This window comes from Actinoallomurus oryzae (assembly GCF_039541955.1).
GTDB lineage: Bacteria > Actinomycetota > Actinomycetes > Streptosporangiales > Streptosporangiaceae > Actinoallomurus > Actinoallomurus oryzae.
In genome coordinates this window covers 1-12,739 of sequence record NZ_BAABHF010000053.1, presented here as the reverse complement: position 1 = coordinate 12,739, position 12,739 = coordinate 1, and the positions used below count along the sequence as shown (strand labels likewise).

Below are 12,739 nucleotides of genomic sequence, written 5' to 3'. Positions count from 1 at the left end.
ACCTTGCCATCCAGCGCCTTGACCTGACCATCGGCGGTCAGGATCAGCGGGTTCACCTCGACCAGCGTGGCGTCCTCATCCACGAACGCCGCCCACAGCCGCTCGATGAGCTCCGCGGCACCCTCCAACGCCTCGGCCGGCAACCGCCCAGCGACCGCGATCTCCCGGGCCTTGGCCCGGTCGACACCACTCAGCGCGTTGATCGGGATCTGCGCGACCGCATCGGGCTTGGTCGCGGCGACCTCCTCGATCTCCATCCCGCCCTCGACCGAGCAGATGGACAAGAACGTGCGGTTGGCGCGGTCGAGCAGGAAGGAGAAGTAGAACTCCTGAGCGATGGCGCTCGCCTCTTCGACCAACACCTTGTGGACCGTGTGGCCCTTGATGTCCATGCCGAGAATCCGCCGCGCCTTCTCCTCGGCGTCGGCGGGCGAGTCGGCCAGCCTCACGCCTCCGGCCTTACCACGGCCGCCGGTCTTCACCTGCGCCTTGACAACGACGCGCGAGGTGCCGGCGGCGGCGAACTCCTCAGCGATCGCCCGAGCCTCCTCCGGCGTCGTAGCGATCTTGCCGGCAGGGACCGGGACGCCGTACTCCGCGAAGAGCTCCTTCGCCTGATGTTCGAACAGATCCACTCGCGTTCCTCCCGCCCGTCCGCGGTCGGCCGCACCCCCGTCCGGCCTCTCGGCCGCGTTGCCGAATCTCGCTCTGGACATTCCACGCATTGGGTGTCACAGTCTTCATACAGTATTCGTCGACTGTATGCAATCCTCGCCACTACGGTACTGAAACGGCTTTGACCTGGCGTTACGCCCGGATCCGAGCCCCGATCATGAGGAGTTGACACAGGACATGGCCACGTCCCCCGAGCCGGAACCCCAAGCCACGGAACTCATCTCAGGTGGGCATCTCGTCGCCAAGGCCCTCAAGGCGGAGGGCGTCGACGTGATCTACACCCTGTGCGGCGGCCACATCATCGACATCTACGACGGCTGCGTCGACGAGGGCATCAAAGTCATCGACGTCCGCCACGAGCAGGTCGCCGCGCACGCCGCGGACGGCCACGCGCGCATCACCGGCACGACCGGCTGCGCCGTCGTCACGGCGGGCCCCGGGACCACCGACGCCGTCACCGGCGTGGCGAACGCGCTGCGCGCCGAGAGCCCGATGCTGCTGATCGGCGGCCAGGGCGCGCTGAGCCAGCACAAGATGGGCTCGCTGCAGGACCTGCCGCACGTCGACATGATGGCGCCGATCACCAAGTTCGCCGCCACCGTGCCGCACACCGAACGCGTCGCGGACCTGGTCTCGATGGCCTTCCGCGAGTGCTACAACGGCGCGCCGGGCCCGTCGTTCCTCGAGATCCCGCGCGACGTGCTCGACGCCAAGGTCCCCCGCGACCGAGCGCGAGTACCGCGGCCCGGCGGGTACCGCGCCTCGACGCGCCGGCAGGGCGACCCCGCGGCCATCGAGCGCCTCGCCGACCTGCTGGTGAACGCCGAGAAGCCGTGCATCCTGCTGGGCAACCAGATCTGGACCACCCGGGCGACCGACGCGGCGACCGAGCTGGTGCGCACGCTCAACGTGCCCGCCTACATGAACGGCGCCGGCCGCGGCACCCTGCCGCCCGGCGACCCGCACCACTACCAGCTATCCCGGCGCTACGCGTTCAACAACGCCGATGTCATCGTCATCGTCGGCACGCCGTTCGACTTCCGCATGGGGTACGGGCGGCGCCTGTCCCCCGAGGCCACCGTGGTCCAGATCGACCTGGACTATCGCACCGTCGGCAAGAACCGCGACGTCGACCTCGGCATCGTCGGCGACCCGGGCCTCATCCTGTCCGCGGTCACGCAGGCGGCCTCCGGGCGCTCCGACAACGGCGCCTCGGGGCGGAAGGCGTGGCTGGAGGAGCTGCGCGCCGAGGAGACCAAGGCCTATGAGAAGCGGCTGCCGCTCCAGCACTCCGGCGCGTCACCGATCCACCCGTACCGGCTCGTGCACGAGATCAACGAGTTCCTCACCGAGGACTCGATCTACATCGGCGACGGCGGCGACATCGTCACCTTCTCCGGCCAGGTCGTGCAGCCCAAGTCGCCCGGGCACTGGATGGACCCCGGTCCGCTCGGCACCCTCGGCGTCGGCATCCCGTTCGTGATGGCGGCCAAGCAGGCGCGCCCGGACAAGGAGGTCGTCGCCCTGTTCGGCGACGGCGCGTTCAGCCTCACCGGCTGGGACTTCGAGACTCTCGTCCGCTTCGACCTGCCGTTCGTCGGGATCGTCGGCAACAACTCCTCGATGAACCAGATCCGTTACGGCCAGGGCGCCAAGTACGGCAAGGACCGCGAACGGGTCGGCAACACGCTCGGCGACGTGCCCTACAGCGAGTTCGCCAGGATGCTCGGCGGCCACGGCGAGGAGGTCCGCGAGCCCGGCCAGATCCGGCCCGCGCTGGAACGCGCCCGCGAGTCCGGCAAGCCCTCGCTCATCAACGTGTGGATCGACACCGACGTTTACGCGCCCGGAACCATGAACCAGACGATGTACAAGTGAAAAGGAAAGCGCCATGGGAAAGGCACTAGACGGCGTCAAGGTCCTGGACATGACGCACGTTCAGTCCGGACCGTCCTGCACCCAGATTCTCGCGTGGCTCGGCGCCGACGTCATCAAACTCGAGGCGCCGAGCGGCGACATCACGCGGCGCCAGCTCCGGGACGTTCCGGACGCCGACAGCCTTTATTTCACGATGCTCAACGCCAACAAGAAGAGCATCACGCTCAACCTCAAGAACGACCGGGCCAAAGAGCTTTTCGCCGATCTGGTGAAACGCTCCGACGTGCTCGTGGAGAATTTCGGACCCGGCACGGTCGAACGCCTGGGATTCGGCTGGGAGAAACTGCGCGAGCTGAACCCGAGGCTCATCTTCGCCTCGATCAAGGGCTTCGGAGAGGGCCCGTACACCAACTTCAAGGCGTATGAGGTCGTGGCCCAGGCGATGGGCGGGTCGATGAGCACGACCGGTTTCGAGGACGGGCCGCCGACCGCGACCGGCGCCCAGATCGGCGACTCGGGCACCGGCATCCACCTGGTCGCCGCGATACTCGCCGCGCTCTACCAGCGCAACACGACCGGCCGCGGCCAGCGGGTCGCGGTCGCGATGCAGCACTCGGTGCTGAACCTGTGCCGGGTCAAGCTGCGCGACCAGCAGCGGCTGGCCGCCGGCCCGCTCGCGGAGTACCCCAACGAGGACTTCGGCGACGCGGTGCCCCGCTCGGGCAACGCGTCGGGCGGCGGGCAGCCGGGATGGGCGGTCAAGTGCGCGCCGGGCGGCCCGAACGACTACGTCTACGTGATCATCCAGCCGCAGGGCTGGGCGCCGATCGCCCGGCTGATGGGCCGGCCCGAGCTGGCCGACGATCCCGAGTGGAGCACCCCGGAGGCCCGGCTGAACAAGCTGGCCAAGGTCTTCCAGCTCATCGAGGAGTGGAGCTGCCAGCACGGCAAGTGGGAGGTGCTGGCCAAGCTCAACGCCGAGAACGTCCCCTGCGGACCGATCCTGTCGACCGCCGAGCTGATCGAGGACGAGAGCCTGGTCGGCAACGAGATGATCGTCACGGTCGACCATCCCGTACGCGGTCCCTTCAAGACGGTCGGCTGCCCGCTGAAGCTGTCGGACTCCCCCGTCGAGGTCGAACGGTCGCCGCTCCTCGGTGAGCACAACGACGAGATCTACGGGCAGGTGCTCGGCCTGCCGGAGGACGAGCTCGTCTCCCTCAAGGCGAATGGAGTGATCTGAGGTGGGATACGACCGCGCGGAGGTGCGCGCCGTGCTCGACGCGGTGCGTGCCGAGGGACGCACCGCGCTGACCGCGCTGGAGGGCAAGCTGCTGTGCGACGCGTACGGCATCGCCACTCCGGCGGAGGACCTGGCCACCTCGGCGGACGAGGCGATCTCGCGTGCCGTGGACATGGGGCTCCCCGTCGTCCTCAAGATCGTTTCGCCGGACATCCTGCACAAGACCGAGGCCGGAGGCGTGCTCGTCGGCCTGGACTCCCCGCACGAGGTCAGGCTCGGCTACGAGCGGATCGTCGCGGCGGCACGCGCGCACGACCCGGACGCGCGGATCCTCGGCGTGCAGGTGCAGCGGATGGTGCCCGCCGGCCAGGAGGTCATCATCGGCGCGACGACCGACCCGACCTTCGGCAAGGTCATCGCGTTCGGGCTCGGCGGCGTCCTGGTCGAGGTGCTGAAGGACGTCACCTTCCGGCTGGCCCCGGCCACCGGTGAAGAGGCGGCCTCGATGCTCGACGACATCGCCGCCGCCGAGGTGCTGCGCGGCGCGCGTGGCGCCGAGCCGATCGACCGCGAGGCGCTGGCCGGCATGATCCAGCGGGTCTCCGACCTCGTCGCCGACTTCCCCGAGATCGCCGAGCTGGACCTCAACCCGGTGTTCGCCACCGCCGACGGCGCGGTGGCGGCCGACGTACGCGTCCTGCTGGCCGAGGACGCGCCGCAGGAGGTGCCGCGGTACACCGCCGAGGAGATCCTCGCGGTGATGAACCGCCTGATGAAGCCGCGTTCGGTGGCGGTGATCGGCGCCTCCAACGAGGCGGGCAAGATCGGCAACTCGGTGATGCGGAACCTGATCGACGGCGGCTACGCGGGCGAGATCCATCCGATCAACCCCAAGGCCGACGAGATCTGCGGCCGCAAGGCCTACCGCAGCATCGCGGACGTGCCGGGCGAGGTCGACGTCGCGGTGTTCACCATCCCGGCGAAGTTCGTGCCGACCGCGCTGGAGGAGGTCGGCGCGAAGAAGGTGCCCGCGGCGGTACTGATCCCCTCCGGGTTCGCTGAGACCGGCAACCACGAGCTGCAGGAGCAGGTGGTCGAGATCGCCCGCCGGCGCGGCGTACGGCTGCTCGGCCCCAACATCTACGGCTACTACTACACGCCCGAGGACCTCTGCGCGACGTTCTGTACGCCGTACGACGTCAAGGGCGGTGTGGCCCTGTCGTCGCAGAGCGGCGGCATCGGCATGGCCATCCTCGGCTTCAGCCGCACCTCGAAGATGGGCGTGTCGGCCATCGTGGGCCTGGGCAACAAGTCCGACCTGGACGAGGACGACCTGCTGACGTTCTTCGGCCAGGACGACAACACCCGATGCGTCGCGATGCACCTGGAGGACCTGAAGGACGGACGCGCGTTCGTCGCCGCGGCCCGCGAGGTGACGCGCAAGAAGCCGATCATCGTGCTCAAGGCCGGCCGGACCAGCCTCGGCGCCCGCGCCGCGAGTTCCCACACCGGCGCGCTCGCCGGCGACGACAAGGTCTATGACGACATCCTCCGCCAGGCCGGCGTGATCCGCGCGCCGGGCCTGAACGACATGCTGGAGTACGCCCACGCGCTGCCGACGCTGCCGACGCCGAAGGGCGAGAACGTCGTCATCATCACCGGCGCGGGCGGTTCCGGGGTGCTGCTGTCCGACGCGTGCGTCGACGCCGGGCTGTCGCTGATGGACATCCCCCCGGACCTGGACGAGGCGTTCCGCAGGTTCATCCCGCCGTTCGGCGCCGCCGGCAACCCCATCGACATCACCGGGGGCGAGCCGCCGTCCACGTACGAGGCGACGGTGCGGCTGGGCCTCACGGACCCGCGCATCCACGCCCTGATCCTCGGCTACTGGCACACGATCGTGACCCCGCCGATGGTGTTCGCCGAGCTCATCGCCCGCGTCGTCGCGGACGCACGCGCCCAGGGCATCGACAAGCCCGTGGTCGCCTCGCTCGCCGGCGACACCGAGGTCGAGCAGGCCAGTGAGTATCTGTTCGACCACGGCGTCCCCGCCTACCCCTACACGACGGAGAAGCCGGTCGCGGTGCTCGGCGCCAAGTATCGCTGGGCGCGCGCCGCGGGCCTGCTGCCCCGCTGACCGCCCACCGGTGGCCGTACGGCCGCATGCCGTCGTCTGTACGGCCACCGGCTTCAGCGTCCCGCTCACAGGAGGAGAACGCCCATGCAGCGTACCTAACAAGGGCTTGGTGGCCGAGCGCACGAACGCCAGATCGGGGACAGGGGGCAATCGCCAGCACATCGCGACGAGGGGTCGAGATGACCGCTACTGCCAATCCGAAATTCACCGAGATCACCGACCAACGCGGCCGTGTTTACCGTATCGGCGAGACGGACCGCGACATCCTGGGCCATTCGCGCGTACTCATGGTGATACTGCCGTGGGCGGCGATGATGGCCATCAGCGTCTTCGAGTACGCCTACGGGTCGGCCGAGGACACCCTGTCCACCGCACACGGCTGGACCAGCAGCAACACGTTCTGGATCCTGAGCGTCTGGGTGTTCTTCCAGGCGGGCGTCGCCTTCCCCGCAGGCCGGCTGCGGGAGAAGGGCATCCTGCCGGCGCGCCGGGCCATGATGCTGGGCGCCGTGCTGGCGCTGGTGGGCTTCCTCGCCATCTCCCACCTGCACAGCGTCTTCGGGGCCATCATCGGCTTCGGCGTGCTGGGCGGCCTCGGCGCCGGATTCGTGTACGCGACCTGCATCAACATGGTCGGCAAGTGGTATCCGGAAAAGCGCGGTGCGCGGACCGGATTCGTCAACGGCGGGTTCGCCTACGGCTCCCTGCCGTTCATCGTCATCTTCAACTACGCCTTCGATACCAACGACTACCACGAGGTTCTCGACCTGATCGGGGTCTTCGTGCTCATCGCGATCGCGGTCTGCGGGTATTTCTTCAAGGACCCGCCGAAGAACTGGTGGCCCGAGCACGTCGACCCGCTGAAGCCCGCGAAGGCCAAGGACTCCGGCGCGCGTGTCAGCCTCGAGAAGAACCCTCCGGCGGTGCGCCAGTTCACCCCGATGGAGGCGATGCGTACGGGCATGATCCCGCTGATGTGGATCTGCCTGGCGTTCATCTCCGGCGTGTCCATCTTCGGCATCTCCTTCGAGGTGCCCTTCGCCAAGGACCTGGGCTTCGGGCCGCTGATGGCCTCGCTGTCGGCCGGCATCCTGGCCGTGGTGAACGGCGTCGGGCGCGCGGTGGTCGGCTGGTTCTCCGACCTCATCGGCCGTAAGCAGGCGCTCATCGTCGTGCTCATCATCGAGTCACTGGCGCAGTTCGGCACCCTGTGGGCCGGCGACGCGCACAACGAGGTGTTGTTCCTGGTCTTCGCGTTCATCTCCGGCTTCGGCGGCGGCGCGTTCTACCCGATGTTCGCGGCTCTGGTGCCCGACTACTTCGGGGAGAACCACAACGCCACCAACTACGGAATGGTCTACAGCGCGAAGCTGGTCAGCGGCCTGTTCGGTGGTGGCCTCGGCGCCGTCGTCATCGACGCCTGGGACTACACCGGCGCCTACACCCTCGCCGGGGTGATGGGCCTCGTGTCGGCCCTCATCGCGCTGACGCTTCGCCAGCCGGGGCGGCCGAGGGCGACCAAGATCGTACCCAACCCCTATCCGATCAGCCGGGAGATCATGTGACCTCCTTGTCGGGGCGCTGGTGATAGGACCGGCGCGTGTGCTCGGTGTGCTCGCGCATGATCTGCGCCGCCCGCTCGCCATCGTGCGCGGCGAGCGCGTCGATCAGTGCCGCGTGCTCCGTCCAGGACTCCGGCCCTCGCTGCCGGGCGACGGGCGTGTAATACCAGCGCACGCGCCGGTCCACCTGGGCCGCCAGCTCGGCCAGGACCTTGTTCCCCGAGAGCTCGACGATGGCGGCGTGCAGCGTGGCGTTCGCGGCGACGACGGCGTCCACCTCGTCGGCCTCGAGCGCCGCCACCCCGCCCTCGCAGATCTCCCGCAGCCGCGCGATCGCCTCGGGGGTGACGTTGGCCGCGGCCAGCCGCGCCGACTCCGCCTCCAGCAGCGAGCGCACGGCCAGAAGCTGGTCGGCCTCCTCTTCGGTCGGCGTGTGCACGAAGGCTCCCTGGGCCGGCCGCAGGTCGACCCACCCCTCCGTGCTGAGCCGCTGGAGCGCCTCGCGCACCGGCTGCCGGGAAATGCCGAGACGCGTCGCCAGGTCGCTCTCGACCAGGTGCTGCCCCGGCTTGAGCGCACGCGTCACGATCAGCTCGAGCAGAGCCTCGTAGACCCCTTGGCGGAGTGGGGCGGGACGCGTCAGCCGAGGCATGTCGACGCTCTCCGCGTTACCGGTGAAGAACGACATGCCGACTCCTCGAGATCTAAGGGCTTCTGTGTACAGTCTACTGCCTACATACCGCACACCGGGACTGCCGGTGACGTGGCGGTACTCACACCATTTCTTGCCCTGCCACCGGCCGGCACCGTCTATCGCGGCGAAATGCCACAGAAATGCACAGATAACAGATAAGTCGCTTGGTGGTAGTGAAAGACGCTGGAATCAGCGGATGAATTCCGGCGAACCGCTATCGGGGCGGCAGGCCGAGCAGTTCCACTTCCTCTCCCCGCCACCCGGGGGGAACGACGGCCAGCGCGTCCGCCAGCGCGGCACCCCACAGCAGGCCGGGCCGGTCCCGGCCCACCGGCACGACCCGCGCCCCGTCCCGGCGCACCGCCAGGACGCGCGTGTCCACCGGGTGCGCGGTGACACGCGGGTCGAGCCGGGCCCAGCCCCCGCTCGCGGCGAGCCGCCCGGTCAGCGCCCCGAGCAACGGCGTGAGCAGCGTCAGCGCCGCGACGAGTGCGGCGTAGGGGTTGCCGGGCAGGCCGACGACCGGCCGGCCGTCGGCGAGCCGGGCGAGCAGCTGCGGATGGCCGGGCCGGCACGCGACGCTCTCGACGAGGAACTCCGCGTCCGCCGCGCCCAGCACGGCGCGCAGGTGATCGGCGGCGCCCTTGGAGGACGAGCCGCACACCACGACGACGTCCGCCTCGGCGGCGCCGGCGATGGCGTCGGCGAGCGCCGCCTTCCGGTCGGCGACGCGGACCGGCGGAGCGGCCCGTCCCCCGACCCAGTCGATCAGGCCGGGCAGCATCGGGCCCAGCGCGTCCCGCACCCGGCCCGCGCCGGGAAGCCCGGAGGAGGTGAGCTCGTCCCCGGTCACCAGGACGGCCACGCGGGGCCGGCGGCGGACGCGGAGCAGGTCCTGCCCCACGCTCGCCGCCAGCCCCTGGACGACCGGGGTGACGACCGATCCGGCGGGGACCACCTTGGTGTCCGCCCGGCAGTCCTCACCTTGGCGCCGGATGTGGCGGCCGGGCTCGAAGGGGCCGCGGAGCCGGCCGTCCGCACACGTCACCGCCTCGTACGGCACGACCGCCTCCGTGCCGTACGGGACCGGAGCGCCCGTCCCGATCTCCACCGCCTCGCCGGCGCCGACCTCGCCCGGGGCGGTCCGGCCGGCCAGCACCCGGCCGGCCGGCCGCCAGGGGCCCGGGCCCGCCACGGCGTACCCGTCCATCGCCGCGGCGTCGAAGGCCGGCAGGTCGGCGCGTGCGCGCACCGGGCCGGCGAGAACGGCCCCGCCGGCCTCGCCGACCGGCAGGTCCATCACGTCGAGAGGCGTCGCGGCGGCGGCCATCGCCCGCGCGAGGCGCCAGGGCATGGCCGCGGTCGCGGCACGTGCCGGACTCCGATGGGACGGGGAGTGGGAGTCGAACCCACCCTCCCCCGAGTCCCATCGGCGTTGAAGACCGTGAGGGCCACCAGGCACCTTCTCGCCTCCCTCGACAGACAAACTCATCCTTGACCACTATAGAGGCATACTGTAGACAAAATGCAGTAGCCCACGAGAACGGAGTTCCCGTGAGAGTCGCTGTCGTCGGCGCCGGTGCGATCGGCGCCTATGTAGGAGCAGCCCTGCACCGCGCCGGGGTGGAGGTCCACCTGGTCGCCCGCGGCGCCCACCTGGAGGCGATCCGGCGGGAGGGCGTACGTGTGCTCAGCCCGCGCGGAGACTTCACCGCCCGGCCACCGGCCACCGACGACCCCCGCGAGATCGGTCCGGTCGACCACGTCTTCCTCGGGCTCAAGGCCAACGCCTACGCGAGCTGCGGCCCGATCCTGGCCCCGCTCACCACGGAGCACACGGCCGTCATCGCGGCGCAGAACGGCATCCCGTGGTGGTACTTCCACCGGCTGCCGGGCCCGTACGAGGGGTACCGCATCGAGACGGTCGACCCCGGCGGGGCCGTGACCGCCACCATCCCGCCCGAGCGCGCCATCGGCTGCGTCGTCTACGCCGCGACCGAGATCGCGGCGCCCGGCGTCATCCGGCACCTGGAGGGCACCCGGTTCTCCATCGGCGAGCCCGACGGCACGGTCTCGGGCCGCTGCCGGGCGTTCAGCGAGGCGATGATCGCCGGCGGCCTCAAGTGCCCGGTCGAGCCGGACCTGCGCAAGGACATCTGGATCAAGCTGATGGGCAACATCGCCTTCAACCCGATCAGCGCGCTGAGCCGGGCGACGATGCTCGAGATGTGCCGCCACCGCGACACGCGCGACCTGGTGATCACCATGATGCGCGAGACGCTCGACGTCGCCGAGCGGCTCGGCTGCCGTCCGGAGATCTCCATCGGCCGTCGCCTGGCGGGCGCGGAGCGGACCGGCCACCACAAGACCTCCACCCTCCAGGACCTGGAGAAGGGCAAGCCCCTGGAGCTGGACGTGATCCTGGCGGCCGTGGTCGAGCTCGCCGACCTGACCGGGACCCGCGTCCCCACCCTGCGGGCGATCAACGCCGTCGCGGGACTGACCAACGAGAAGATCACCGCCGCTGCCCGAAGCGCGGTTCCCGCCTGACAACCGAGGAGGACGCCATGCGTTACACCCGTCTCACCGAGCCCCTGGTCCGCGACCGCGGCGAGCTGCGCACCGCCACGTGGGAGGAGGCGCTCGACCGCGCGGCCGAGGGTTTCCGCCGGAACGTCGAGGCCCACGGCCCGGACGCGTTCGGGATGTTCTCCTGCTCGCGCGCGACCAACGAGATGAACTACATGGCGCAGAAGTTCGTGCGGCAGGTCATCGGCACCAACAACATCGACTCCTGCAACCGCACTTGACACGCTCCCAGCGTCGCCGGTCTGGCGGCCGTGTTCGGTGCCGGGGGTGGCACCTCGTCGTACCGGGAGATCGAGGAGACCGACCTCATCATCCTGTGGGGCTCCAACGCCCGGGAGACACACCCCATCTTCTTCCACCACCTGCTGAAGGGAGTGCATAACGGCGCACGCCTGTTCGTCGTCGATCCGCGCCGTACCGGCTCGGCCGAGTGGGCCGACGGCTGGCTCGGCCTGAACGTCGGCACCGACATTCCGCTGGCGAACGCGGTCGCCCGCGAGATCATCCACGCCGAGCTGGTCAACGAGGCGTTCGTCGGCCGGGCCACGACCGGCTTCGCCGAACTGGCCGCCGCCGTCGAACCGTGGACCCTGGAGGCCGCCGAACGCGAGACCGGTGTGCCCGCCGCGGCCATCCGCGAACTCGCCCACGCGTACGCACGCGCGGACCGGGCCCAGCTGTGCTGGACGCTCGGCATCACCGAACACCACAACGCCACCGACAACGTCCGCGCCCTGATCAACCTGTCGTTGCTCACCGGCCACGTCGGCCGCTACGGCTCAGGCCTCAACCCGCTGCGCGGGCAGAACAACGTCCAGGGCGGCGGCGACATGGGCGCCATCCCCAACCGCCTGCCGGGGTTCCAGGACATCCTCGACCCCGCGGTGCGGGCACGGTTCGGCGCCGCGTACGGCCGGGAGATCCAGCCGCGCTACGGCATGCACCTGACCCAGATGCTGGAGGCGATGGACCGGCGTGAGCTGACCACCGCGTACTGCGTGGGCGAGAACCCGGCGCAGTCCGAGGCGGACTCGGCGCACACGGTCAAGCGGCTCAGCGACCTGGACCATCTCGTGGTCCAGGACATCTTCCTGACCAGGACCGCCCGGCTGGCCGACGTCGTGCTCCCCGCGAGCGCGGCCTGGTGCGAGAGCGAGGGCACGGTGACCAACAGCGAGCGGCGCGTGCAGCGGGTCCGCAAGGCCCTGGACCCGCCCGGCGGCGCCCGCGACGACATCGCGATCATGTCCGACCTGGCCCGGCGCCTCGGCTGCGACTGGGGCGCCCCGTCCGCGGAGGAGATCTGGGACGAGGTGCGGTCGCTGTCCCCCATCTTCGCCGGGATGAGCTACCGGCGGCTGGAGGAGCTGCAGGGCATCCAGTGGCCGTGTTTCAGCGAGGACCGGTTGGAGCCGCCGTACCTGCACGGGCGGCTCTGGGAGACCGACCCGGAGCGGCGCGGCGCCCCCGCACCGTTCGCGGTCTCCCGGCACCGGCTGCCCGTGGACGTCCTCGACCAGGACTTCCCGCTGCGGCTCACCACCGGCCGCCGGCTCGACTCCTACAACACCGGCGTCCAGTCCGGCGCGATCGCGTTGCCGGCACGACGCGAGGCGGCGATCGAGCTGTCCCCCGAGGACGCCGAACGGCTCGGCCTCGTGCCCGGCGAACGGGTGCTGGTCAGCTCGCGGCGCGCCTCGGTGACCGCGCCGGTGGCCGTCGACCCGGCCCTCCGGCCGGGACTGGCGTTCATGATCCCCCATTTCCCCGACCAGGTGGACACCAACAGCCTGACCATCGAGGCGACCGACCCGATCGCCGGCACCGCCGAGTACAAGGCGACGGCGATCCGCGTCGAACGGCTGCCCGGTGACGGGACCACCGGAAGGGACGGGTGATCCACGACTGACAGTGATGATGTAGATGAGCGCCTCCCGGCCGGGTCTGACCCAACGACTGAC

9 protein-coding genes and 1 tRNA gene are annotated in these 12,739 nt (G+C 70.3%); 6 read left to right on the top strand and 4 right to left on the bottom strand.

Annotated features, from left to right (window positions below; all coding sequences use genetic code 11):
• A partial coding sequence (locus tag ABEA10_RS42755) for an ATP-grasp domain-containing protein (RefSeq protein WP_345474077.1) occupies positions 1–635 on the bottom strand: 635 nt, incomplete at its 3' end.
• Positions 636–852: 217 nt separating this feature from the next.
• Here ABEA10_RS42755 and ABEA10_RS42750 point away from each other — a divergent pair.
• From ABEA10_RS42750 to ABEA10_RS42735, 4 genes are all read left to right on the top strand, one after another.
• Positions 853–2,553, top strand: coding sequence for a thiamine pyrophosphate-binding protein (locus tag ABEA10_RS42750; protein ID WP_345474081.1), 1,701 nt, complete (start codon positions 853–855; stop codon positions 2,551–2,553).
• A gap of 13 nt (positions 2,554–2,566) precedes the next feature.
• Positions 2,567–3,796 carry a formyl-CoA transferase gene (gene frc, locus ABEA10_RS42745; protein ID WP_345474075.1) on the top strand — a complete coding sequence of 410 codons (1,230 nt, stop codon included), beginning with the start codon at positions 2,567–2,569 and terminating at the stop codon, positions 3,794–3,796.
• Between the two features lies 1 nt (position 3,797).
• Positions 3,798–5,933 (top strand): acetate--CoA ligase family protein, encoded by a 2,136-nt coding sequence (locus tag ABEA10_RS42740; RefSeq protein WP_345474073.1) that lies wholly within the window; start codon positions 3,798–3,800, stop codon positions 5,931–5,933.
• Between the two features lie 179 nt (positions 5,934–6,112).
• Positions 6,113–7,498: an OFA family MFS transporter gene (locus tag ABEA10_RS42735; protein ID WP_345474071.1), complete on the top strand. Its 1,386-nt coding sequence runs from the start codon at positions 6,113–6,115 to the stop codon at positions 7,496–7,498.
• Here ABEA10_RS42735 and ABEA10_RS42730 read toward each other — a convergent pair.
• From ABEA10_RS42730 to ABEA10_RS42720, 3 genes are all read right to left on the bottom strand, one after another.
• Positions 7,491–8,183 (bottom strand): GntR family transcriptional regulator, encoded by a 693-nt coding sequence (locus ABEA10_RS42730; RefSeq protein WP_329234258.1) that lies wholly within the window; start codon positions 8,181–8,183, stop codon positions 7,491–7,493. The genes ABEA10_RS42735 and ABEA10_RS42730 overlap by 8 nt on opposite strands.
• A gap of 220 nt (positions 8,184–8,403) precedes the next feature.
• The gene (locus ABEA10_RS42725) at positions 8,404–9,543 is read right to left on the bottom strand and encodes a molybdopterin-binding protein (protein ID WP_345474066.1); all 1,140 of its coding nucleotides are present in this window, start codon (positions 9,541–9,543) and stop codon (positions 8,404–8,406) included.
• A gap of 31 nt (positions 9,544–9,574) precedes the next feature.
• Positions 9,575–9,663 (bottom strand) — tRNA-Sec (locus tag ABEA10_RS42720).
• 29 nt (positions 9,664–9,692) lie between these two features.
• On the opposite strand from ABEA10_RS42720, the gene ABEA10_RS42715 reads away from it, so the two are divergent.
• Both ABEA10_RS42715 and ABEA10_RS42710 read left to right on the top strand, forming a co-directional pair.
• Positions 9,693–10,739, top strand: a complete 1,047-nt coding sequence (locus ABEA10_RS42715; RefSeq protein WP_345474079.1) for a 2-dehydropantoate 2-reductase — start codon at positions 9,693–9,695, stop codon at positions 10,737–10,739.
• Between the two features lie 17 nt (positions 10,740–10,756).
• Positions 10,757–12,676 (top strand): molybdopterin oxidoreductase family protein, encoded by a 1,920-nt coding sequence (locus tag ABEA10_RS42710; protein ID WP_345474064.1) that lies wholly within the window; start codon positions 10,757–10,759, stop codon positions 12,674–12,676.
• Positions 12,677–12,739 lie beyond the last annotated feature (63 nt).